This is a genomic window from Rubrivivax soli (assembly GCF_049810355.1).
GTDB lineage: Bacteria > Pseudomonadota > Gammaproteobacteria > Burkholderiales > Burkholderiaceae_C > Rubrivivax.
This window is the reverse complement of the sequence record NZ_CP187368.1, coordinates 4880516-4904277: the sequence shown is the minus strand read 5'-3', so window position 1 is coordinate 4904277 and position 23762 is coordinate 4880516. Positions and strand designations below refer to the sequence as shown.

Genomic DNA, 23762 nt, shown 5'->3' with positions numbered 1-23762 from the left:
GCCGCCCGTCGCATGCCCCTGCTGCTGAAACCCGTTCCGCCCAATCGCGGTGCCCGCTGGCTCACCGATGGTTTCCGGCTCTACGCCCGCCGGCCGCTGGCCTTCACGCTGATGTTCACGGCCTTCCTGTTCGCGGCGCTGGTGGTGTCGCTGGTGCCGCTGCTGGGCGGCGTGCTGCAGATGATGTCGCTGCCGCTGCTGTCGCTGGGCTTCATGGTGGCGGCGCAGTCGGCGCTGCTCGACGGCCCGGTCAGCGCGCGCCAGTTCATCGAGCCGCTGCGCACCGACCCCGCGCGGCGGCGCGCGCTGCTGACGCTGTGCGCGCTGTACGGCGTGCTGGCCATCGCCATCCTGATCCTGTGCGACGCCATCTCCGACGGCGCGCTCGAACGCGTGCAGCGCCTGATGGCCAGCGGCTCGGCCACGCCCGAGGACGTCAACGCCGTGCTGATGGAGCCCGGCGTCACCAACGCCGCGCTGGCTGCGCTGGTGCTGGGCACGCTGCTGTCGATCCCGTTCTGGCACGCGCCGGCGCTGGTGCACTGGGGCGCGCAGGGCGTGGCGCAGGCGCTGTTCTCCAGCACGCTGGCGGTGTGGCGCAGCAAGGGTGCGTTCTTCGTCTACGGCATGGCCTGGGCGGCCACGATGGTGGGCTTCGGCATGGCCGCGGCCCTCGTCTTCGGCCTGCTCGGGCTGGCGCCGCTGGGCACCATGCTCGCGCTGCCGGCGGGCCTGCTGTTCTGGACCGTGTTCTACGTGTCGCTGCTGTTCACGTTCAACGACAGCTTCGGCGACGCCGGGCGCCGGGGAGCCAACGCATGAACAAGACACTGTGGCTGGTGCTGTGCTGCGCCGCGCTGAGCGGCTGCGCGGTCGTCAGCGTGGCCGGCGCCGTGGCCGGCGCCGCGATCTCGGTGACGGGTGCGGTGGTCAGCACCACGGTCGAGCTGACGGGCAAGGCCGCCGGGGCGGCGATCGACGCGATGAGCGACAGCGACGAAGAAAAGGCCGCAGCAGCGGCCGCAGCGGCCTCGGCGCCCGCCAGCCGCTGACGCTCAGGGCAGCAGCCGCCGCAACGCCGGTCAGGGCAGGAGGCGGCGCAGCGCCTCGAAGAACAGCTCCGACTGCAGTCGCTCGCCCTGGATCTGCTCGGCCACGAACGCCGCCAGCTTCTCGTCCACCGGCGCCAGCGGCCGACCCGTGCTCTGGGCCAGCACCTGGTGCAGGCAGGCGCGCTCCAGCATGTACAGGTCCTCGTAGGCGTGGTCCAGCCGCGCGCCGCAGACCACCACGCCGTGGTTGGCCAGGAAGGCCACCTCGCGCCCCTGCATGCCGCGTGCGATGCGCTCGCCTTCGCGCATGTCCAGCGCCAGGCCGTTGTACTGCGCGTCCACCGCGATGCGGCCGTGGAAGCGCATCGCGCCCTGCGACAGCGTGGTGTCCAGCGTGCGGTCGGCGGTGAGCGTCAGGGCCGTGGCGTAGGGCATGTGCGTGTGCAGCACCACGGCATGGCCGGTGACGCGGTGCACCGCCGCGTGGATGAACATCGCCGTGGCCTCCACCGCGTGGCGGCCGGCGAGCACGTTGCCGTCGCCGTCCACCAGCACGACGTCGTCGGCGCGGATCTCGCTCCAGTGCAGCCCGCGCGGGTTGATCAGGAAGCGGTCGCTGCCGTCGGGCAGCGCGACGCTGAAGTGGTTGCAGATGCCCTCGCCCAGCCCGTGGTGGTCGGCAGCGCGCAGCGCCAGCGCGAGGTCGGCGCGCAGCGGCGCGATGTCGGCGTAGGTCGCCTGGTGGTCGTTTGTTGCCATCGTCGTCACTCCACGGGGGTCAGCTTGGCCATCGCCAGCAGCAGCCATTTCATGCCGTGGCGTCCGAAATTCACCTGCGCGCGGGCGTCGTCGCCCTTGCCTTCGAGCGTCAGCACCACGCCTTCGCCGAACTTGGTGTGGAACACGCTCTGGCCCACGCGCAGGCCGCCGGGCGCCTCCTTGGGCACGAGCGTCGGCGGGGCCGGCGGCGCAGCGTCCACGCGGCCGGCGCCGACGATGCTGCCCAGGCCGCTGCCGCGCTGCCAGGCCTGCTGGTAGTCACGCGCGAAGCCCGAGCCGAAGGCCTGGGCCTTGGGCGTCAGCCACTTCAGCGTGGCCTCGGGCAGTTCCTGGAAGAAGCGGCTCTTCACGTTGTAGCGCGTCTGGCCGTGCAGCATGCGGGTCTGGCTGAAGCTCAGGTACAGCCGCTTGCGCGCGCGCGTGATGGCCACGTACATCAGCCGTCGCTCCTCTTCCACGCCGTCGGCGTCGGACAGGCTCTGCTCGTGCGGGAACAGGCCTTCCTCGATGCCGGTGATGAACACGGCGTCGAACTCCAGGCCCTTGGCGCTGTGCACGGTCATCAGCTGGATCGCGTCGGCACCGGCCTGGGCCTGGTTGTCGCCCGCCTCCAGCGAGGCGTGCGTGAGGAAGGCGGCCAGCGGCGACATGATCTCGCCCGTCTCGGCGTCGGGCACCGGCGCGGCGGCGGGCGACTGTTCGTCCACCGGCAGCGCCACGGCGTCCTTGCCGAAGCCTTCCTGCGTCACGAAGCTCTCGGCGGCGTTGACCAGCTCCTCGAGGTTCTCGATGCGGTCCTGGCCTTCCTTCTCGGTGCGGTAGAAGTCGAGCAGGCCCGTGGCGTGCAGCACGTGGTCGATGATCTGCCGCAGCGTCAACCCCGTGGTGGCCTGGCGCATGCCGTCGACCAGCGCCACGAAGGCCTGCAGGTTGGCCCCCGCCTTGCCAGGCACCGCGCCCACGCTCTGGGCGAGGCTGCGGCCCGACTGCCGCGCCACGTCCTGCAGCTGCTCGATGCTGCGCGCGCCGATGCCGCGCGTGGGGAAGTTCACCACGCGCAGGAAGCTGGTGTCGTCGTTGGCGTTCTCCAGCAGCCGCAGATAGGCCAGCGCGTGCTTGACCTCGGCGCGCTCGAAGAAGCGCAGGCCGCCGTACACGCGGTAGGGCACGCCGGCGTTGAACAGCGCGCTCTCGATGATGCGGCTCTGCGCGTTGCTGCGGTACAGCAGCGCGATCTCGCTGCGCGGCACGCCGCTGCGGTGCAGCTGCTGCGCCTCTTCCAGGAACCATTGCGCCTCGGCGTAGTCGCTGGTCGCCTCGAACACGCGCAGCGGCTCGCCAGGGCCGGCGTCGGTGCGCAGCTGCTTGCCCAGGCGCTGCGTGTTGTGCTCGATCAGCGCGTTGGCGGCGTCGAGGATGTTGCCGAAGCTGCGGTAGTTCTGTTCCAGCTTGATGACCTGCGGCACGCGGTACTCACGCTCGAAGTCGGCCATGTTGCCCACGCGCGCGCCGCGGAAGGCGTAGATGCTCTGGTCGTCGTCGCCGACCGCGAAGACGCCTTGCTCTCTGCCGGGCGGTGCGAACATCTTCAGCCACGCGTACTGCAGCTTGTTGGTGTCCTGGAATTCGTCGACCAGCACGTGGTGGAAGCGGCGCTGGTAGTGCTCGCGCAGCGCGTCGTTGTCGCGCATCAGCTCGTAGGTGCGCAGCAGCAGCTCGGCGAAGTCGACCACGCCCTCGCGCTGGCACTGGTCGTCGTAGGCCTGGTAGATCTCGACCAGCTTGCGCGTCTGCTCGTCGCGCACTTCCACGTCGCGCGGGCGCAGGCCGTCCTCCTTGCTGCCGGCGATGAACCACGTGACCTGCTTGGGCACGAAGCGCTCCTCGTCGAGGTTCATCCCCTTGATGACACGCTTGACGGCGCTGAGCTGGTCGCCGCTGTCGAGGATCTGGAAGCCCTGGGCCAGCCCGGCCAGCTTCCAGTGCGCCCGCAGGAAGCGGTTGCACAGCCCGTGGAAGGTGCCGATCCACATGCCGCGCACGGCCACCGGCAGCATGCCGGACAGCCGCGTCAGCATCTCCTTGGCGGCCTTGTTCGTGAAGGTCACGGCCATGACGCCGCCGGGCGAGACCTGGCCGGTCTGCAGCAGCCAGGCGATGCGCGTGGTCAGCACCCGGGTCTTGCCCGAGCCCGCGCCGGCGAGGATCAGCGCCGGCACCGCCGGCAGCGTGACGGCGGCGAGCTGTTCCGGGTTCAGGTTGCGAAGCAGTCGCTCGTCATCAGGATGCATCCGCGGATTCTAGGAGCGCGGGCCGCGCCAGGCTGCCGCGGGCGCGGGCCCACAGCCACTCCACCAGCTGCGGCGCGGGCATCGGCCGGCCAAGCAGGTAGCCCTGGATCTCGTCGCAGCCCAGCGCGCGCAGGAAGTCGGCCTGCTCCTCGGTCTCCACGCCTTCGGCCACCACCTTCATCTTCAGGCTGTGGCCCATGCGCACGATGGCGGTGGCGATGGCGCTGTCCTCGGGGTCGTGCGGGACCTCGCTGACGAAGCTGCGGTCGATCTTCAGCGTGTCGATGTCGAAGCGCTTGAGGTAGCTCAGCGACGAGTGCCCGGTGCCGAAGTCGTCCATCGCCACCCGCACGCCCAGTTGCGCCAGCGTCGCCAGCACGGCGCGGTTGGCCTCGCTGTCGGCCATCACCAGGCGCTCGGTCAGCTCCAGTTCCAGCCGCGCCGGGTCGATGCCGGTCTCGCGCAGCGTGTCGGTGATGAAGCCCGCCAGCGTCGGGTCGCCGAACTGCCGCGCCGACAGGTTCACCGCCAGATCCAGCACCGGCAGGCCGGCGCGGTCCCAGGCCGCCAGCTGCTGGCAGGCGGTGCGCAGGATCCAGGCGCCGGCCGCCAGGATCAGGCCGCTGTCCTCCAGCACGCCGATGAAGCGGTCGGGCGGCACCATGCCGCGGCCCGGGCAGTTCCAGCGCACCAGGGCCTCGACCCCGGTGATGCGGCCGGTGGCCAGGTCGGCCTTGGGCTGGTAGAACAGCACGAACTCGCGCTGCTCGACCGCGCGGCGCAGGTCGTTCTCCATCTTCAGCCGCGCCGCCACCTCGGCGCTGAGCTCGTCGCTGTAGAAGGCGTAGGTGCCGCGCCCCATGGCCTTGGCGCGGTACATGGCCATGTCGGTGTGGCGCACCAGGCCGTCGAGGTCGGCGTCGTCGGCCGGGTACATCGTGATGCCGATGCTGGCCGAGACGTAGAGCTCGTTGTCGAGCATGCGATAGGGGCGTGCCAGCGCGTCGAGGATGCGGCGCGCCACCAGCGCGGCGTCCTCGGCGCTGGCCAGCTGCTCGGCGATCACGGTGAACTCGTCGCCGCCCAGGCGCGACACGGTGTAGCCGCCCTCGCCGGCGGCGCTGCCGCGCTGCACCACGCTGTCCACGTCGCGCAGGCAGCTCTTGACCGCCTCGGCCACGTGGCGCAGCAGCTGGTCACCCACCGCGTGGCCCAGGCTGTCGTTGATGACCTTGAAGTTGTCGAGGTCCAGGAACATCAGCGCCATCGGGCTGTTCTGGCGCCGGGCCCGCGCCATCGCCTGCGCGAGGCGGTCGCGGAACAGGCTGCGGTTGGGCAGTCCGGTGAGGCTGTCGTAGTTGGCCAGGAAGCTCAGGCGCTCCTGGGTCAGCTTGCGGTCGGTGATGTCGCGCACGATCAGGATGCGCTGCTCGATGCCGTCCATGCGCGTCTGGCTGGCGGTGAGCTCCACCGGGAAGCTGCTGCCGTCGGCGCGCTGCGCCAGCGTCTCCCACTGCCCGCTGCCGAACACGGCCGCGTCGGACGCGGCCGCCAGGGGCGCCAGCCAGCGGCTGACCGGCGTGCCGCGCACGGCCGCGGCCTCCGTGCCCAGCAGCTCGGCGGCGACCGGACTGCACAGCAGCACGCTGCCGTCACCGCGGCAGGTGAGCAGCCCGCATTCGGAATGCTCGAACAGGTGCAGCAGCTGGTGCGCGCCCGCCGTTCCCGCGGAGCGCCGCGGCGGCGGGGGCGGCACCGGCCGACCGCGCAGCACGTCCAGCGCCAGGCGCAGGCGCTGCTTCCATCCGGCCGGAGCGGCAGGCGGCGGGCGCCCCGGCCTGCTGGGCTGCGAACCGTCGGTGGTTGAGGGCTTGGGCATCGGAACGGCATGGGCGGTCCCGCGACCGCATCACGCTGTTGTCGGCAGCGGCGGCGGCGAACTTGAGCCGGCGCCGTTGCGCGGCGGACGGCGGTTCAGCCCGCGAGGGCGCGCGCCACCGCGTCGGCCAGCTCGTCGACGCTGTTCTCCTTCTTCAGCACCACGCGCACGCCGACCTGGCGCGCCTGCTCTCGCAGCGCCTCGGACATCAGGCCCGAGCTCAGCACCAGCGGCAGGTCGGGCCGCAGCTGGTGCAGGGCGCTGGCCAGCTCCAGCCCCGACATCTCGGGCATGTTGAAGTCGGTGACGACGACATCGAAGGCCTGCGGGTCGGCCGCCACGCGGGCCAGCGCGTCGCCCGACCGCCCGCAGCTGCTGACCTCGTAGCCGGCGCGCTGCAGCAGCCGCTCGGCCATCAGCACCACGACCTCGTCGTCGTCCACCAGCAGCACGCGGCGCCCGCCGCCGTCGGTGCTGCTGTCGTCGTCGGCGTCGTCGCCGCTGCGGTCGGCGGTGCCCTCGGGCGACGGGAAGTACAGGTGGAAGCAGCTGCCCTGGCCGGGGGCGCTGTCGACGTCGATCGCCCCCTGGTGCGCGCGCACGATGCCGTGCACCACCGACAGCCCGAGCCCGGTGCCCAGGCCCACCGGCTTGGTGGTGAAGAAGGGATCGAAGATGCGCGCGCGCGTCGCCGCGTCCATGCCGCTGCCGTTGTCGCGCACCCACAGGTGCGCCAGCGGGCCGGCCGGCAGGCCCTGCAGCGCAAGCGCCGCCGCGGCCACCGCGTCGAGCCGCGCGATGCCGATCTCGATGCGGCCACCACTGCCCGGCAGGGCGTGCCAGGCGTTGGTGGCCAGGTTCATCAGCACCTGCTGCACCTGCGTGGCGTCGGCTCGCACCGGCACGTCGTCGTCGCAGGCCACGGCCTCCAGCCGCACCGTGGCCGGCAGCGTCGCGCGCAGCAGCGACATCGTCTCCTCGACGATGGCCCCGAGCGGCTGCACCTGCAGCAGGCCGGGGTCGCGCCGGCTGCTGAACGTCAGGATCTGCTGCACCAGCGCCCGCGCGCGCAGGCCGGCGCGCTGGATCTGCGCCAGGCTGGTCTGTGCCGGATGCGCCACGCCCACGTCCTGGCGCGCCAACGCCACGTTGCCCAGGATGGCAGCCAGGATGTTGTTGAAGTCGTGCGCGATGCCGCCGGCCAGCGTGCCGATCGACTCCATGCGCTGCGACTCGCGCAGCTGGCGTTCGAGCGTCTGGCGTTCGAGATCGGCGCGCCGGCGGTCGGTGATGTCGAGGAAGGTCACCAGGATCTGGTCGAGCTGGCCGGCTGCGGTGCGCATCGGGAAGGCGTTGCACAGCACCCAGGTCGGCTGCTGCTGGCCGGGACGCAGGATGCCCCCGACCAGGTTGCTCAGCGGCTGGCCGCTGGTGGCCACCTGGGCCACCGGGAACCGCGCTATCGGCATCGGGCGGCCGTCTTCCTCGACGAACTGCCAGCGCGGGTCGACCGCCACCGCCCCGCGCAGTTGCTCCAGGCTCAGCCCGAGCAACCGGCAGGCGGCGGGGTTGGCCTCGAGCACCTGGGTGTTGGCGTCGTGCACGACGACGCCGATCATCAGGTTCTCCAGCAGCGCGCGCGACTTGCCCTCGCTGCTGCGCAGCGCGTCCTCTGCACGCTTGCGGTCGCTGATGTCGTAGAGCACGGTGAAGTGCCCGCACACCGCGCCGCCGGCGTCGCGGTCGGGCACCAGCGTCACCAGCGCCCAGCGCAGCACGCCGTCGCCGGTGCGCACGGGGGTCTCGTAGCTCACGCTCTCGCCGGCCAGCGCGCGCTGCAGGTACGGCTCGATCAGGGCGTAGCGCTTGTCGCCCAGCACCTCGCGCTGCAGCACCCCGACCAGGCTGGCACGTCCGCCGCCGAACCAGCGTTCGTAGGCGGCATTGGTGAACAGGTAGCGGCCCGCGCGGTCGACGCGCGACACCGGCCCCGGCACGGCGTCGGCCACGGTGCGCAGCTGGCGCTCGCGGTCGCGCAGCGCCTGCTCGGCCTCGACGCGCTGCGTCAGGTCCTGGTGCGTGCCCAGCATGCGCAGCGGCTGGCCCGCGGCGCTGCGCTCCAGCACCTGGCCGCGCGCCAGGATCCAGACCCAGCGGCCGTCGCGGTGGCGCATCCGGTAGACCGCCTCGTACAGCGCGCTGTGGCCGTCGAGGTGGTTCTGGAGCAGCGCTTCCACGCGCTCGAGGTCCTCGGGATGCACCAGCGCGCGCCAGTCCTCGAAGTCGCTGCCGACATCGGCGTGCTCGCGGCCCAGGATCTGCGCCCAGCGCGCGTTGATGGTCAGGCTCCGGCTGGTCATGTCCAGGTCCCACATGCCCAGATCGGCGCCGCTGAGGGCCAGGGCCAGGCGCTCGGCCTCGGCGCGCTGGCGCGTGTCGGCCTGCAGCTGCAGCTGGTGCAGCGCACGCTGGCGCTTCTGCAGCAGCGCCAGCGCCAGCGCCATGCCGCCCACGAAGAGCATGTACGTCGCCGCCACCCACTGCGTCTGCTCGCGCCAGGGCGCGAGCACGGCGGCAGCGTCGCGGCTGACGGCCAGCACCAGGGGCGGGTCGATCGGCACCCCCTGCGGCCGCAGCGTGCGCACGCTGACGTGGCGCAGGTCGCCGGTGATCAGCACCTGGGCCAGGAACAGGTTGCTGTCGCGCCCGCTCTGCACATGGCGCTGGAACACCGTGCCGGGGCGCCGCACGTCGTAGCCCTCGGCACGGGCCATCGGCGGCTCGAACATGACGAGCGAGCCGCTGCCGTGCACGAGCCCGACGCGCATGTCGGGCGCGTACAGCACCGAGCGCATCACGAGACGGAAGTACTCCGCGTCCAGCGTCGCGATGACGCTGCCCCCGCCTTCGGCGGCCGGCAACGGCATCACCAGGTCGACCGAGATCTGCCCGGTGGCGTCGCGGCGCGGCGGCCCCAGTGCCACCATGCGGTCGGCGGCGACGGTCGCACGCGTGCTCAGGTCGGTGCCGATCATCGTGAGCCGGCTCGAGGCCAGCGCGGTGCCGCGCTGGTCCAGCAGCGCCAGCATCGCCAGGCCGGGGATGGCGTCGGTCAGGGCCTTGAGGCGGCGCGAGGCGTTCGACGCGAAGTCGCCACTGCGCCAGGCCGGGGTGTGCTCGCGCACTCCCTGCAGTGCCGCATGCACCGACTCGATCTGGCGCGAGAGGATCTCCTGCACCGCGCGCGCCTGCACGTCCAGACGCTGGCCCTCGGACTGCTCGATCTGCTCGCGGGCGTTCCAGCGCAGCGCGGCGACCAGCAGCGCCACGCCCAGCAGCACCATGGCCAGCGCCCACCACTCCTGGCGCTGTCGTCGCCTGAGGTCATCCACGGGTCCGGGCATGCAACCGCGATGTTGAATCTTGTATTTCAGCGTAACACGCCGTCTCAGGCGCCACCATTGGCGCAAACCGTGGCCGCGTAGAATGCCGCACCGGGCCCAAATTCTGGCGCCCGGCTGGATTGGCGGCCCATCCCTGCGATGGCTTCTCGCCGCCGCCGGCGACTGCCAGGTCAAGTGCTTTCCCATCCCTCTTGGAGCCTGACCATGGAAATCTTCGACTACGACAACATCCTGCTGCTGCCGCGCAAGTGCCGCGTCGACAGCCGCAGCGAGTGCGACCCCTCGGTGGAGTTCGGCGGCCGCCGCTTCCAGCTGCCGGTGGTGCCTGCCAACATGAAGACGGTGCTCGACGAGCCGATCGCCGAGATGCTGGCACGCAGCGGCCACTTCTACGTGATGCACCGCTTCGATCTCGACAACGTCGCGTTCGCGCGCCGCATGCGCGACAAGGGCCTGTTCGTCAGCCTCAGCTCGGGCGTCAAGCCGGCCGACTTCGCCGTCATCGACCGCCTGGCGGCCGAGGGCGTGGGCGCCGACTACATCACCATCGACATCGCGCACGGCCACGCCGAGAGCGTGCGCCGCGCCATCGAGCACATCAAGACGAAGCTGCCGCAGACCTTCGTGATCGCCGGCAACGTGGCCACGCCCGAGGCGGTGATCGACCTGGAGAACTGGGGCGCCGACGCCACCAAGGTGGGCGTGGGCCCGGGCAAGGTCTGCATCACGAAGCTGAAGACCGGCTTCGGCACCGGCGGCTGGCAGCTCAGCGCGCTGAAGTGGTGCGCCCGCGTCGCGACCAAACCCATCATCGCCGACGGCGGCATCCGCCACCACGGCGACATCGCCAAGAGCGTGCGCTTCGGCGCGGCGATGGTGATGATCGGCTCGCTGTTCGCGGGACACGAGGAGAGCCCGGGCGCCACCGTCGAGGTCGACGGCAAGCGCTACAAGGAGTACTACGGCTCGGCCAGCGACTTCAACAAGGGCGAGTACAAGCACGTCGAGGGCAAGCGCATCCTGGAGCCGATCAAGGGCCATCTGTCCGACACGCTGCGCGAGATGCGCGAAGACGTGCAGAGCAGCATCAGCTATGCCGGCGGGCGCATGCTGGCCGACCTGAAGAAGGTGAACTACGTGATCCTGGGCGGCGAGAACGCCGGCGAACACCTGTTCATGTGAGCGGCGCGACGGCACCCGCAGGCGACGGCTACGCCGCGCTGCTGGCCGCGGCGCAGCGCCTGTACCACCAGGCACCGGCCGAGGCCGACCGGCTCGCGTCCCAGGCGCTGGCCGCGGCCGGCGACGGCGCCACGGCCGAGCAGCACGCCACGGTGGCCAAGGTGCGCGGCTACGCGCTGGCGCTGGCCGGCCAGTACGGCGCCTCGCTGATCGCGCTGCATGCGGGCCTGGCCGCGCTGCCGGCGGGCAACTCGCTGCTGCGCGTGGACCTGACGCGGGCGCTGAGCGCCACGCACGAGCAGATGAACGACCTGGCCGAGGCGCTGTCGTGGGCCAGCCAGTCGGCGGCGCTGGCGCGCGAACTCGGCGACCCGGGCCGCCTGGCCGACGCGCTGCTCAGCGTCGGCGTGGTGCGCTCGCGCCGCGGCGACCACGCCGGCGGACTGGAGCACTACAGCCAGGCGCGCCAGGCCTACGCCGCCTCGGGCGAGCATGCGCTGGAGGCCGGGGCGCTGTGCAACATGGGCATCGCGTGCAAGAACCTGGGCCGCGCCGACGAGGCCGTGCAGCACCTGCAGCAGGCGGTGGCGCTGAGCGAGGCCGTCGGCCCGCCGGCACTGGCCGCCGGCCCGCTGTCCAACATGATCGAGCCGCTGCGGCTGCTGGGCCGCACCGACGACGCGCTGGCCGCGGCGGCACGGGTGCTGGACCTGCTGGGCGCCGACGGCACGCCCGACATGCGCGCGCAGGCCCTGCTGCAGCGCGGCCAGACCTGGCAGGCGCTGGGCGACACCGATGCCGCGCTGCGGGACCTGCTGGCGGTGCTGGCGCTGGTGCAGGACGGCGGCGGCAGGCACGTGGCCCCCACCCACCTGGCCTTGTCGCGGCTGTACAAGCAGCGCGGCCAGTTCGCGCAGGCGCTGGCCCACCACGAAGCCTTCCACGCTGCCGACCGGCGGCTGCTGGACGAGACGTCGGCCCGCACGCTGAACGCGCTGCAGGTGCGCTTCGACCTGGAACGCGCGCAGCACGACGCGCAGGTGCAGCGGCTCGAAGCCGAGCGGCTGGCCGCGCTGTCGCGCACCGACGCGCTGACCGGCTGCGCCAACCGCCGCCGACTGGACGAGCACCTCGACGCCACGTTCGCGTCCGCGCGGCGGCGCGGCCGTCCGCTGACGGTGGCGATGGTCGACATCGACGACTTCAAGCGCATCAACGACGCCTTCGGCCACACGGCCGGCGATGCCGTGCTGCGCGGCGTGGCGCAGTGCCTGCAGGCGCACTGCCGCGGCGTGGACCTGGTGGCGCGCTACGGCGGCGAGGAGTTCTGCATCGTCTTCGACGACGCCGATGCGGCGCACGCCGAGCGCGCCTGCGAGGCCGCGCGCGACGCCGTGGAGCACCACGACTGGAGCGCGGTGCACCCGGCGCTGCGTGTCACGCTGTCGATCGGCCTGGCCGACCACCCGGCGCTCGACAGCCCGCTGGCGCTGCTGGCCGACGCCGACGCGCAGCTCTACGCGGCCAAGCGCGCCGGCAAGAACCGGGTGCTGCGCGCGGCCTGACGGCCGCAGCGGCGGCTGAGGCAGTGCCTCAGCGCCCGATCATCCCCTGGCGCTCGCCCGCCTCGATGCGGCCACGCAGCTTCTTGGCCTTCAGCGCCAGCGGCTTGGCCAGCCCGGTGGCCGGGCAGGCGCCGAAGTCGCTGTGGTCGGCGGCCGCCACCAGCAGCGGGTCGGTGTCGCTGCCCAGTTCCTGCGTGAAGTCTTCGGCCACCGCGCAGGTGGGCGCGAAGCCGTCGAAGTAGCGGCCTTCGTTGCGGTCGTTCACCGACTCGAAGTTGACCGCGCTGTACGTGGTGCCGCAGGCGCTGGTGGGCAGGAAGCCCACCGGCTTGCCGCAGGTGGTGTCGCCGATGGCGACCACCTGCACGCCGACGCCGCGCAGGCCGTTGATGACCTGCTCGCTGGCCGAGCAGGTGCGCGGGCCCGTCAGCACGTACACACGCGACACGCCCGCGGCCGAGGCCGGGTTGGTGAAGCGGAAGCTCTGGTTGTATTCACCCGCCAGCTGGTCGTTGTAGAGCAGCCGCGCGTAGTCGCGGCCACTGCCGCGGCTGCCGGCCACGTACGAGGCCACCGTGCCGCCCACCGAGACCAGGCCGCCGCCGTTGTAGCGCAGGTCCAGCACCACTTCGCTGACGCCCGCGGCGCGGAACTGCGCGAAGGCCGTCTCCAGCGGCGCATTGGCCTGGCTGATCATGTCCTTCACGACCACGTAGCCCAGGCGGCGCCCGAGCAGCGAGGTGACGATGCGGCTGGTGGGCACCGGCGTCAGTGCGTGGATGCCGGCGGTGAGCGTGATGCTGAAGTCGTCGCCCAGCGTGTCGCGCACGACCAGCGTGATCTGCTGGCCGGCGGTGCTGGGCGACAGAATGCTGTAAGTGCCGTCGGCGATCAGGTCGGCCGCCGGGATGCCGTTGACCGACAGCACGCGGTCGCCGCGGAAGACCTTGCCGGCGGCGTTCGACAGCGGCTCGACGTAGCGCACGTACAGCGGCCGGCTCGGGTCGCCGTCGGCTTCCACGCCCGAGACCGAGACGCCGTAGCCCAGCGTCTGGCCGTCGCCGAAGAAGCGTTCGAACTCCTCGGTGGGCTGCGTGTAGCTCCAGATGTCTTCGGGGAAGCGGCTGTCGGTGCCGGTGTACAGCAGCGCGTAGAAGTAGTCGTCGACCGTTGCGTAGACGCTGGGGTCGGGCCGCGGCGACAGCCGGCTCCAGAAGTAGCCGGTGTCCATGAAGGTGTCGCCGAGCCAGCGCTTCTGGTCGGCGATGCTGCAGCTCAGCGGCGCCGAGGGCCAGACGACGGTGTCGTCGTCGCTGCCGCCGCCGCAGGCAGCCAGCAGCAGCGGCAGCAGCGCGGCCGAGGCGCGCAGGCGCCAGCGGGCGGCGGTGGTGGTGGTGGTGGTGGTGGTCGTCTTCTGCATGTTGTCTCCCTGGAAGGCTGCCGCGCCGAAAAGGGCGCCACCTACAATCGAAACTCTTCCCGCGCCTTGTCCGTTGACACGCTCCGGTGTGTCGAACCGTCTCGCTTTGTCACAGCGCTCCATGTCCGCACTCGCCAAGTCCTTCGATCCTGCCGCCATCGAGGCCCGCTGGGCCCCCGTCTGGGAAGCCAGCGACGCCTTCGCGCCGACGCTCGACCCGTCGCGGCCGTCGTTCAGCATCCAGCTGCCGCCGCCCAACGTGACCGGCACGCTGCACATGGGCCACGCGTTCAACCAGACCATCATGGACGCGCTGACACGTTACCACCGCATGCGCGGCCACAACACGCTGTGGGTGCCCGGCACCGACCACGCCGGCATCGCGACGCAGATCGTCGTCGAACGCCAGCTGCAGGAAACCGGCCTGTCGCGCCACGACCTGGGGCGCAAGAACTTCGTCGCCCAGGTCTGGGACTGGAAGGCCAGCAGCGGCGCCACCATCACGCGCCAGATGCGCCGCATGGGCGACAGCGTCAGCTGGAGCCACGAGTACTTCACGATGGACGACAAGCTCTCGGCGGTCGTCACCGAGACCTTCGTGCGCCTGTTCGACGAAGGCCTGATCTACCGCGGCCAGCGCCTGGTGAGCTGGGACCCGGTGCTCAAGAGCGCGGTCTCCGACCTGGAAGTCGTGAGCGAAGAGGAAGACGGCTTCCTGTGGCACATCCGCTACCCGCTGGCAGACGGCAGCGGCGACGTCGTGGTGGCGACCACGCGGCCCGAGACCCTGCTGGGCGACACCGCGGTGATGGTGCACCCCGAGGACGAGCGCTACACGGCGCTGGTGGGCAAGCACGTGAAGCTGCCGCTGACCGACCGGCTGATCCCGGTGATCGCCGACGCCTACGTCGACCGCGCCTTCGGCACCGGCGTCGTGAAGGTGACGCCCGCGCACGACGCGAACGACTACGCGGTGGGCCAGCGCCACGGCCTGCCCATGATCGGCGTGCTCGACCTGGAGGCGAAGATCAACGCCAATGCGCCCGAGGCCTACCGCGGCCTGGATCGGTTCGTCGCGCGCAAGAAAGTGGTGGCCGACCTGGAGGCGCAAGGCCTGCTGGTGGAGACGAAGAAGCACAAGCTGCAGGTGCCGCGCTGCGAGCGCACCGGGCAGGTGGTGGAGCCCATGCTCACCGACCAGTGGTTCGTGGCCGTCAACAAGGCCGGCGCCGACGGCAGGAGCATCGCGCAGAAGGCCATCGACGCGGTGGACAGCGGCGCCGTGCGCTTCGTGCCCGAGCAGTGGGTCAACACCTACAACCACTGGATGCACAACATCCAGGACTGGTGCATCAGCCGCCAGCTCTGGTGGGGCCACCAGATCCCCGCCTGGTACGGCAGCGGCGGCGAGCTCTTCGTCGCCCGCAACGAGGACGAAGCCCGCCAGCGCGCCGCGGCCGCCGGCTACACCGGCCCGCTGACGCGCGACGAGGACGTGCTCGACACCTGGTACTCGTCGGCGCTGGTGCCCTTCAGCACGCTGGGCTGGCCGGCCAAGACGATCGAGCAGGACCTGTTCCTGCCGAGCTCGGTGCTCGTGACCGGCTTCGACATCATCTTCTTCTGGGTCGCCCGGATGATCATGATGACGACGCACTTCACCGGGCAAGTGCCGTTCCGCCACGTGTACATCCACGGCCTGGTGCGCGACGCGCAGGGCAAGAAGATGAGCAAGAGCGAAGGCAACGTGCTCGATCCGGTCGACCTGATCGACGGCATCGCGTTGCCGGCGCTGCTGGACAAGCGCACCACCGGCCTGCGCCGGCCCGAGACCGCGCCGCGCGTGCGCAAGGAGACCGAGAAGGAATTCCCGCAGGGCATCCCGGGCTTCGGCGCCGATGCCCTGCGCTTCACGATGGCCAGCTACGCCAGTCTCGGCCGCAACATCAACTTCGACAGCAAGCGCTGCGAGGGCTACCGCAACTTCTGCAACAAGCTCTGGAACGCCACCAAGTTCGTGCTGATGCACTGCGAGGGCCAGGACTGCGGGCTGAAGGAGCACACCAAGGCCGAGTGCGCGCCGGCCGTGCTGGCCGCCGACGGCAGCGTGCTGCAGCCGGCGGGCCCGTTCCACGGCTACATGCGCTTCAGCGCCGCCGACCGCTGGATCAGCGGCGAGCTGCAGCGCGTGGAGGCCGCGGTGGCGCAGGGTTTCGACGAGTACCGCCTCGACAACGTGGCCGGCGCCATCTACACCTTCGTGTGGGACGAGTACTGCGACTGGTACCTCGAGATCGCCAAGGTGCAGCTGGCCGAAGCCGCGAAGGCGGGCGACGAGGCCGCGCTGCGCGCCACGCGCCGCACGCTGATCCGCGTGCTCGAGACCGTGCTGCGCCTGCTGCACCCGATCAGCCCGTTCATCACCGCCGAGCTGTGGGAGACGGTGGCCCCGCTGGCCGGCCGCAAGGATGCCGCCAGCATCGTGCAGGCGCGCTACCCCGAGGCGCAGCTGCAGAAGGTCGACCCGGCCGCCGACGCCTGGGTGGCGCAGCTGAAGGCGGTGGTGGCCGTCAGCCGCAACCTGCGCAGCGAGATGGGCCTGGCGCCGGGCGAGAAGGTGCCGCTGCTGACGCTGGGCGACGCCGGCTTCGTCACCAGCGCCGCGCCGCTGCTGCAGGCGCTGGCGCGGCTGTCCGAGGTGCGCGTGCTGGCCGACGCCGCGGCCTTCGATGCGGCCACGCAGGCCGCGCCGGTGGCGGTGTCAGGCGCGGTGCGGCTGGCGCTGCACGTGGAGATCGATGTCGCCGCCGAGACGGCGCGCCTGGGCAAGGAGATCACCCGCCTCGAAGGCGAGATCGCCAAGGCCGAGGCCAAGCTGGGCAACGAGAGCTTCGTCGCGCGCGCGCCCGCGGCCGTGGTGCAGCAGGAGCAGGCGCGGCTGGCCGACTTCAGCCAGGCTCTGGCCCGTCTGCGAGATCAACGAGATCGTCTCGCACGGTGATCACGAAGTCCTCGTCCGAGGACTTGCCGCCCAGCAGCTCGTCGATGCGCCGCGCCACGCTCCAGGCGCTGCGCGAGCGTGATTCCAGCGTCGTGCTGGCCACGCGCGGCGTGACCTGCAGCGTGTCGATGTGGCGCAGCGGCCGGCCGGGGTCGAGCATGCCGGGCTCCATGCTGTCGAACCAGGCTGCCGCCAGGCGGCCGGTGCGCAGCGCGTCGGCCAGCGCCTGTTCCTCGAACAGGCTCGAGTGCGCCAGGTTCACCAGCACCTGGTTGGGCCGCGCCAGCGACAGCAGCCGCTCGCCCACCAGCCCGCGGTAGCGCGAGAAGTAGGTCAGCAGCACGCACACCGCGTCGCAGCGCTCGAACAGCTCGGGCAGGCCCGTGGGCTCCACGCCCCAGCGCTGCCACAGCGGGTCGCGCGCGTGCAGCGCGGGGTCGTAGCCCACGACCTGGGCACCGAAGGCGCCGAGCAGCTGGGCCAGCGGCCGCGCCGCGGGCGCCATGCCCACCAGCCCGACGCGCATGCTGCCGAGTTCGCGGCCCACGAGCAGGCCGTCGTCGCTGAGAACGGGAACGCGGCGCAACATCTGCAACAGCGCGCCGATCACGAACTCGGCCTCGGCTGCCGCGCTGGCCGTGGTCGGGCGGACCACCTCGATGCCGGCACGTGCGCAGGCTTCGAGGTCGATGTTCTCGGCCCCGCTGGACAGCCGGCCCACCGCACGCAGCATCGGCGCGCCGCCCACCGCCTGCGCGTCCAGCGCCACCGAGGGGGGAACGATCATCGCGCGCACGCGGAACAGACTGCGGCGGAACTCGTAGGGCTCGCCGGCCAGGTGCGGCGCGTAGCGCACGGCATGGCGCTCGCCCAGCCAATGCAGCACCTCGGCATCCAGCGGTTCGACGATCAGGACATCCATGCAGATCCAGGGCAACGGGCGCCATTGCCGTGCCACGGTGGCATGCAACAATGAATTTGGCCCGGCTCATTCTAGGTAAGCAAATGTTGATCCAGAAGGCAATTTTCCCTGTGGCGGGGCTCGGCACACGCTTCCTCCCGGCCACCAAGGCCCAGCCCAAGGAGATGCTGCCGGTCGTGGACAAGCCGCTGATCCAGTACGCGGTGGAAGAGGCCTACGCCGCCGGCGTGCGCGAGATGATCTTCGTCACCGGCCGCCACAAGCGCCCGATCGAAGACCACTTCGACATGACCTTCGAGCTCGAGCACGCGCTGGAGCAGGCGCACAAGCAGGACCTGCTCGACGTGGTGCGCAGCATCAAGCCCGACGACATGGAGTGCATCTACGTGCGCCAGGCACAGGCCCTCGGCCTGGGCCACGCGGTGCTGTGCGGCCAGCGCCTGGTGGGCAACCAGCCCTTCGCCGTGCTGCTGGCCGACGACCTGATGGTGGGCCAGCCACCGGTGCTCCAGCAGATGGTCGAGCAGTACGCCGAGTGGCGCGCCTCGATCCTGGCGGTGCAGGAAGTGCCCGCCGAACACACGCGGCGCTACGGCATCGTGGCCGGCACGCCGGTCAACGACCGGCTGGTCGACGTGACACGCATCGTCGAGAAGCCCGCGCCCGAGCAGGCACCGTCGCGCCTGGGCGTGGCCGGGCGCTACATCCTCACGCCGGGCGTGTTCCACGAAATCGCCTCGCAGCCACGCGGCGTGGGCGGCGAGATCCAGCTCACCGACGGCATCGCCAGCCTGCTGCGCCGCGAGAAGGTCTTTGCGTACCGCTACGAGGGCAAGCGCTACGACTGCGGCAGCAAGGAAGGCTTCCTGGAAGCCAACGTCGAGCTGGCGCTGGCGCACCCGCAACTGGGGCCGGGCTTCCGCACCTTCCTGCAGGGCCTGGACCTGTAGGCCGGCGGCCAGCCGGCCTGCCGCTTCAGCGGCGGCGCAGCAGGTGCACGAACTCGCCGTTGTCGGCCGTGGTCTGGCTGACGAGTTCGTTGCCCGTCTGGCGCGAGAAGGCCTGGAAGTCGCGCGTGGATCCCGGGTCGGTGCTGACCACGCGCAGCACCTCTCCCGCCGCCATGTCGGCCAGCGCCTTCTTGGCCTTCAGGATGGGCAACGGGCAGTTGAGCCCCCGGGTGTCGAGTTCCTTGGCGATGTCCATGGCCGCGATTCTAGAGGCCCGCCCGGCGCCGCTGCCGTCGGGGTCTCACCCGATCACAGGCCGGCGCACTGGTCTTCCTTGCTGGCCGCGACGTTGCCGCTGCCCGTGGGCGCGGGCTGGTTCTCCTTGCACTGCAGGTTGCCGTCCATCGTGTTGTCGAACAGCGCCAGGCCGCCGCGGTTGCCCACGGCCTGCAGGCTGCCGCCGATGCGGTTGCCGTCGGCCAGCAGCGAGCCGGCCATCGCGTCGAGCTGCAGGTCGCCGGTGATGCTGGCGTCCAGCACGGTGGCGGCCCCGCCCTGCTTGATCTGCACCGAGCCGCCGAACGACGACGCGCCTTCGACGACGACGAGCGCGCTGCCGTCGGCCTGCAGGTCGCCGTTGACGGCCACGTCGACCGCCACCACGGTGGACAGCGCGCCCGACTTGATCGAGCCCACGAGCCGCGTGCCGAACAGCTCGCACGCGGCGCCGTCGGGCACGACGACGGTGTCCAGCGACAGCGCGCCGATCGACGCATCGCGGCAGGTCACGCTCTCCTGGCCGCTGGGGATCACCAGCGGCGGCAGCGTGGCCTGCACCGGCGCGCTGCCGCTGCCCGGGCTGCCGGTGCCCTTGCTGCCGCTGGCACCGGCGGTGCCGCCGGTCGTGGACGGCGTGTCGCTGCCACCGCCCCCGCAGGCGGCCAGCAGCAGGGCCAGGGTGGCGGCGGGGATCAGGCGTTGGAAGGTGTGCATGGAAGGCTCCTTGGGGTTGGGCACGCAGGTGCGGGTTCGAGGTCGGTTGCGTGCCCCACGGAGCGGCCTGCCGCCGGCCTGATACATCGGCGCCCGGCCCCGGGGCCGGTGCTAGCATGCAGCGCAACATGCATCCGTTCGACGCGCTGTCCGACGTCGATCTGCTGGCGCGCTGCCGCGACGGCAGCGACGCTGCATGGAACACGCTGGTGCGGCGCTACCAGCGCCTGATCTACACCGTGCCCCGACGCGCCGGGCTCTCGGGCGAGCAGGCGGCCGACGTGTTCCAGGCCACCTTCACGCGGCTGTTCGAGCACATCGACCGCATCGAGGACGGCAGCCGCGTGCGCGCCTGGCTGGTCACCACCGCCAAGCGCGAGAGCCTGCGCCTGCTGGACGAAGCCCGCCGCACCGTCGACCTCGCGGCCGAACGCGGCGGCCACGACAGCGACGCCGGCGACGGCCCCGAGGGCGACCTGCTCGACCGCTTTGCGCATCCGGCGCCGCTGACGGAGGACCTGCTGTCCGACCTGCAGCAGCAGGACCGCCTGCGCCGTGCGCTGGCGCTGCTGGACGACCGCGCGCGGCAGTTCCTGGAACTGCTGTTCCTGCAGGACGAGCCGCTGCCCTACAGCGAGATCGCGGCGCGGCTGGGCATCGCCGAAGGCAGCATCGGCCCGACCCGTGCCCGATGCCTCGACAAACTGCGCGCGGCGCTGGCCCGCCTGTGAACACGCGGGCGTGTGACACGATGTATTTCCTCGCCGCCCTGCCGCTCCGTGCGTTGCACCCCTGAACCACCTGCCGAGCGAGCCCGCCATGCCCCGCCAGTCACCGCCCTCCTTGCCGCCGGCCCCCGACGACACCTTGCTGGAACGCCAGCTGCGCGACAGCCGCACCCTGGAAGACGCCCCCGAGCACGTGATCCAGCGCACGCTGCAGACGCTGCAGGGCCTGCAGCAGCAGCGGCGCCGCACCCAGGCTGCCGCGCCCGCCGGGCTGCGCCAGCGTGTGCTGGCGGCGCTGAGCTTCGACAGCGCAGCCGCCACCGGCCTGGCCTTCGGCGTGCGCTCGGCCTCGGCGGCGCCGCGGCAGATCGTGTGCAGCGCGGGCGCGGTGGACATCGACCTGCGCGTCGAGACCGCCGACGCCGGCCGGCTGCAGCTGCGCGGACAGGTCTTCGGCATCGACGGCGCGTGCGCCGTGGTGCTGCAGCGCGACGGCGCCGCGCTGGCTGAAGCAGCGCTGGACGCGCAGGGCCAGTTCCTGCTGTCCGCGGTGCCGCCCGGCCCCGCGACGCTGCTGCTGCGCAGCGACGACGCCGAGATCGAACTGCCCGCGCTGGACCTCGGCGCCGGCCCGTGACGGGCACTGCCGCGGCCGACCGTGGCGCCGCCGGCGCCCGGGACCTGGCCGGCCGCTGGACCGACGGGGACGCCGGCAACCTCGACCCCGCCACCCTGCCGCCCGCGCTGCGCCTGGACCTGGCCTGGGCCCTGAAGGAGCTGTGCAATGCGCGCTGGAACACCGAGCCCGACGGCGCACGCGCCGCGGCGCAGCGGCTGCAGCAGTTGCACGCGGCCGATGGCGCGCCGGCGATCGCCGCGCTGGCGCACTGGGCCCGCGGCCTGGCCGCGCTGACCGAAGGCCGCATGCACGAGGCATTGCAGGCCTTGCAGGCGGCCGAGGCCGCGCTGCAGACGCTGGGCCATGCGCACGAGGCCGCCAAGTGCCAGCTGCCGCAGGGCATCGCGCTGACGCTGCTGGGCCGGCACGACGAGGCCCTGGCCGTGGGCGAGGCGGCCCGCAGCCGCTTCATCGCGCTGGGCGACGGTCTGTCCACCGGCAAGGTCGAGCTGAACCTGGGCTCGATGCTGATGCGGCGCGACGCCTACGCACTGGCCGAGCAGCGCTACCGCGACGCAGCGGCCCGCTTGGCCGCCGCGGGCGCCGACGAACTCCAGCTGATGGCCGAAGTGGGCCTGGCCGGCGCGCTGACCTGGCAGTTCCGCTTCGACGCCGCGCAGCAGCTCTACGCCGCCGCCTCGCGCCGCGCCGGCGCGCCCGGCCTGGAGGCGGTGCAGGGCCTGATCGACAGCAACCTGGGCCGGCTGGAACTGCACCGCGGCCGCTTCGAGGCCGCGCTGCGTGCGTTGACGGCGGCGCTGCACGAATCGGAGCAGGCCGGGCTGCCGCACGAAGCCACGGAAGCGCGGCGCGACCTCGCCGATGCCTACCTCGCGCTGAACCTGCTGCCCGAGGCGCTGGAGCTGTACGAGCGCACCGTGGCCGAAGGCCTGGCGCAGGACGCGCCGGTGGAGTGCGCGTGGGCGCAGGTGCAGCGCGCGCAGGTGCTGGCACGGCTGGGCCGGCTGCAGTCGGCCCAGGCCGCGCTGGACGCCGCGCACGCGGGCTTCGTGCAGCACGGCGTGGCGGTCGGCGCCGGGCTGGTGGACCTGCGCCGGGCGCAACTGGCGCTGGCGCGTGGCGACGACGTCGCCGCAGTCGATGCCGACGCCGCGCTGCAGCAGGCCCGCTCCGCAGCGCGCGTGTTCGCCGACGCCGGCGTGGCAGGCTGGCGCTGCGATGCCGACATCGTGGCGGCGCGCGCGCTGGTGGCGCTGGGCCGGCCCGCCGCGGCGCAGTCGGCCTTCCTGGACACGCTGGCCCGCGCCGACCACCTGCCCGAGCAGGCAGCGGCATGCCACACCGGCCTCGGCAGCCTGGCCGCCGCCGCAGGCGCGCGCACGCAGGCGCAGTGGCACTTCGAGCAGGCCATCGCCGGCATCGAGATGCAGCGGGCGCTGCTGCCGGGCGACGAGTTCCGCACGGCCTACGGCAGCGACAAGCAGTCGCCCTACGAGGGCCTGCTGGCGCTGGCGCTGCAGGACAACCGCCCGGCCGACTCGGCGCTGCTGCTGCGCTGTGCCGAGCGGGCCCGCTCGGCCGCGCTGCGCACGGCGCTGGCGCGCGACGGCGGCCGGGACGGCGCGGCCGTCACCGCCGCCGGCACCGACCCGCAGGCGCGCGAGCAGCTGCACTGGCTGCACGGGCAGTGGCAGCAGGCGCTGGCCCAGGGTGAACCCGAGCGCGCGCAGGCGCTGCAGCAGCGCCTGCACGCCGCCGAGCGCAGCCTGCTCGAAGCGCAGCGTCGCGCGCTGGCCGCCGGCACGGCCGCAGCGGGCGGTCCGGCCGCGGTGGCGCAGCCACCCGGCACCCTGCCGGACGCCGCACGGCTGCAGGCGGCGCTCCGCGACGGCGAGGTGCTGGTGCACTACACGCGCGTCGACGGCGCGGACGCGGCGGCCGCACCGCCGTCGCAGCCGCGCCGGCAGCAGATCGTCGTGTGCGTGCTCACGGCCACGTCGCTGCAGCACGTGGTCGTGCCGGCGGACGGCCTGGACGACCGCATTGCGCAGCTGCGGTTCCAGCTCGACGCGCTGCGCTTCGGCGCACCGGCACTGCGCGCGCGGGCGGCGCAGATCGCAGCCCGCACACGCGCCCACCTGCAGGCCCTGCACCGCCAGCTGTGGCAGCCGGTCGCGGCGCTGGTGGGCGACGCGGCGCAGGTGGTCGTGGTGCCGCACGGCAACCTGCACTACGTGCCGTTCTGCGCGCTGCACGACGGCAGCGGCAGCCTGGTGCAGCGGCACGCCTTGTGCGTCGCACCCAGTGCCGCGCTGTGGGCGGCCTGGCGGCAACGGCCGGCCCCGGCCAGCCCGCAGCCGCCGCGGCGCGTGGTCGCGCTGGGCACCGGCGGCGCGGCGCTGCCGCACGTGGCCGACGAGGTGCGCGCGGTGGCCGCGGCCTTCCAGGCGCAGCCCGGCGGCAGCGCCACTGCCTGCGTCGACGACGCCGCCACGCTGCAGGCCCTGCATGCGCTGCTGCCCGAGGCCGACGTGCTGCACCTGGCCTGCCACGGCCAGTTCCGCGCCGACAGCCCGTACTTCTCGGCACTGCACCTGGCCGACGGCACGCTGACGCTGCGCGACGCCGCGGCGCTGCCGCTGCGGGCGCAGCTGGTCACGCTGTCGGCCTGCGAGACCGGGCTCAGCCGCATCGCACCGGGCGACGAACTGGTCGGCCTGGTGCGCGGCTTCGTGCTCGCGGGCGCCCCCAACGTGCTGGCCACGCTGTGGACGGTGGACGACGCCGGCACCGCGGCGCTGATGCGCGACTTCTATGCCGCGCTGCTGCAGGGCCGCCGCCCGGCGGCCGCGCTGCGCCTGGCGCAGTGCGCGGCGCTGGCAAGCGACCCCGACGCGTGGCACTGGGCCGCCTTCACCTTGCACGGCAGCGGGTGATCGGCCGGCACGGCACCAT

Annotated in this window: 17 protein-coding genes; 9 read left to right on the top strand and 8 right to left on the bottom strand. The window is 72.4% G+C overall.

What is annotated here, in order from left to right:
* Nucleotides 1-12: 12 nt before the first annotated feature.
* On the top strand, nucleotides 13-822 hold the full coding sequence (locus tag ACPOLB_RS22530) for a BPSS1780 family membrane protein (protein ID WP_425258280.1): 810 nt from the start codon (nucleotides 13-15) through the stop codon (nucleotides 820-822).
* Complete coding sequence (locus ACPOLB_RS22525; protein WP_425258279.1) at nucleotides 819-1052, top strand: hypothetical protein; 234 nt, start codon at nucleotides 819-821, stop codon at nucleotides 1050-1052. The genes ACPOLB_RS22530 and ACPOLB_RS22525 overlap by 4 nt, the downstream gene beginning before the upstream one ends.
* 30 nt (nucleotides 1053-1082) lie before the next feature.
* On the opposite strand, the gene ACPOLB_RS22520 is transcribed toward ACPOLB_RS22525, so the two are convergent.
* From ACPOLB_RS22520 to ACPOLB_RS22505, 4 genes are all read right to left on the bottom strand, one after another.
* Nucleotides 1083-1811, bottom strand: a complete 729-nt coding sequence (locus ACPOLB_RS22520; RefSeq protein ID WP_425258278.1) for an aldolase — start codon at nucleotides 1809-1811, stop codon at nucleotides 1083-1085.
* A 5-nt stretch (nucleotides 1812-1816) separates the two neighbouring features.
* On the bottom strand, nucleotides 1817-4123 hold the full coding sequence (locus ACPOLB_RS22515; protein WP_425258277.1) for a UvrD-helicase domain-containing protein: 2307 nt from the start codon (nucleotides 4121-4123) through the stop codon (nucleotides 1817-1819).
* Nucleotides 4113-6002 (bottom strand): putative bifunctional diguanylate cyclase/phosphodiesterase, encoded by a 1890-nt coding sequence (locus tag ACPOLB_RS22510; protein ID WP_425258276.1) that lies wholly within the window; start codon nucleotides 6000-6002, stop codon nucleotides 4113-4115. The genes ACPOLB_RS22515 and ACPOLB_RS22510 overlap by 11 nt, the downstream gene beginning before the upstream one ends.
* A 95-nt stretch (nucleotides 6003-6097) precedes the next feature.
* Nucleotides 6098-9406, bottom strand: a complete 3309-nt coding sequence (locus ACPOLB_RS22505; protein ID WP_425258275.1) for a PAS domain S-box protein — start codon at nucleotides 9404-9406, stop codon at nucleotides 6098-6100.
* Between the two features lie 204 nt (nucleotides 9407-9610).
* Here ACPOLB_RS22505 and ACPOLB_RS22500 point away from each other — a divergent pair, with 204 nt between their 5' ends.
* Both ACPOLB_RS22500 and ACPOLB_RS22495 read left to right on the top strand, forming a co-directional pair.
* On the top strand, nucleotides 9611-10588 hold the full coding sequence (locus tag ACPOLB_RS22500) for a GMP reductase (RefSeq protein WP_425258274.1): 978 nt from the start codon (nucleotides 9611-9613) through the stop codon (nucleotides 10586-10588).
* Entirely contained in the window at nucleotides 10585-12153 is a 1569-nt protein-coding gene (locus ACPOLB_RS22495; RefSeq protein WP_425258273.1) for a diguanylate cyclase, read from the top strand. Before ACPOLB_RS22500 ends, ACPOLB_RS22495 begins: the two co-directional genes overlap by 4 nt.
* A gap of 28 nt (nucleotides 12154-12181) precedes the next feature.
* Here ACPOLB_RS22495 and ACPOLB_RS22490 read toward each other — a convergent pair whose 3' ends face one another.
* The gene (locus ACPOLB_RS22490; protein ID WP_425258272.1) at nucleotides 12182-13573 is read right to left on the bottom strand and encodes a S41 family peptidase; all 1392 of its coding nucleotides are present in this window, start codon (nucleotides 13571-13573) and stop codon (nucleotides 12182-12184) included.
* A gap of 121 nt (nucleotides 13574-13694) precedes the next feature.
* On the opposite strand from ACPOLB_RS22490, the gene ACPOLB_RS22485 reads away from it, so the two are divergent.
* The gene (locus ACPOLB_RS22485; protein ID WP_425258271.1) at nucleotides 13695-16574 is read left to right on the top strand and encodes a valine--tRNA ligase; all 2880 of its coding nucleotides are present in this window, start codon (nucleotides 13695-13697) and stop codon (nucleotides 16572-16574) included.
* On the opposite strand, the gene ACPOLB_RS22480 is transcribed toward ACPOLB_RS22485, so the two are convergent.
* Entirely contained in the window at nucleotides 16522-17496 is a 975-nt protein-coding gene (locus tag ACPOLB_RS22480) for an NAD(P)-dependent oxidoreductase (protein ID WP_425258270.1), read from the bottom strand. The genes ACPOLB_RS22485 and ACPOLB_RS22480 overlap by 53 nt on opposite strands.
* 83 nt (nucleotides 17497-17579) lie before the next feature.
* Between ACPOLB_RS22480 and galU the strand changes: the two genes are divergently transcribed.
* Nucleotides 17580-18446, top strand: a complete 867-nt coding sequence (galU, locus tag ACPOLB_RS22475; RefSeq protein ID WP_425258269.1) for a UTP--glucose-1-phosphate uridylyltransferase GalU — start codon at nucleotides 17580-17582, stop codon at nucleotides 18444-18446.
* Between the two features lie 25 nt (nucleotides 18447-18471).
* Here galU and ACPOLB_RS22470 read toward each other — a convergent pair whose 3' ends face one another.
* Together ACPOLB_RS22470 and ACPOLB_RS22465 are read right to left on the bottom strand one after the other, a co-directional pair.
* On the bottom strand, nucleotides 18472-18702 hold the full coding sequence (locus ACPOLB_RS22470) for a sulfurtransferase TusA family protein (RefSeq protein ID WP_425258268.1): 231 nt from the start codon (nucleotides 18700-18702) through the stop codon (nucleotides 18472-18474).
* Between the two features lie 53 nt (nucleotides 18703-18755).
* A complete protein-coding gene (locus ACPOLB_RS22465) occupies nucleotides 18756-19439 on the bottom strand; it encodes a hypothetical protein (protein WP_425258267.1) in 684 nt (227 codons plus the stop codon).
* A 128-nt stretch (nucleotides 19440-19567) separates the two neighbouring features.
* Between ACPOLB_RS22465 and ACPOLB_RS22460 the strand changes: the two genes are divergently transcribed.
* The 3 genes from ACPOLB_RS22460 (at nucleotide 19568) to ACPOLB_RS22450 (ending at nucleotide 23743) form a co-directional block, all read left to right on the top strand.
* Nucleotides 19568-20170 carry an RNA polymerase sigma factor gene (locus tag ACPOLB_RS22460; RefSeq protein WP_425258266.1) on the top strand — a complete coding sequence of 201 codons (603 nt, stop codon included), beginning with the start codon at nucleotides 19568-19570 and terminating at the stop codon, nucleotides 20168-20170.
* 88 nt (nucleotides 20171-20258) lie between these two features.
* Nucleotides 20259-20804, top strand: coding sequence for a hypothetical protein (locus ACPOLB_RS22455; protein ID WP_425258265.1), 546 nt, complete (start codon nucleotides 20259-20261; stop codon nucleotides 20802-20804).
* Nucleotides 20801-23743, top strand: coding sequence for a CHAT domain-containing protein (locus ACPOLB_RS22450; protein ID WP_425258264.1), 2943 nt, complete (start codon nucleotides 20801-20803; stop codon nucleotides 23741-23743). Before ACPOLB_RS22455 ends, ACPOLB_RS22450 begins: the two co-directional genes overlap by 4 nt.
* The last annotated feature ends 19 nt before the right edge of the window (nucleotides 23744-23762 follow it).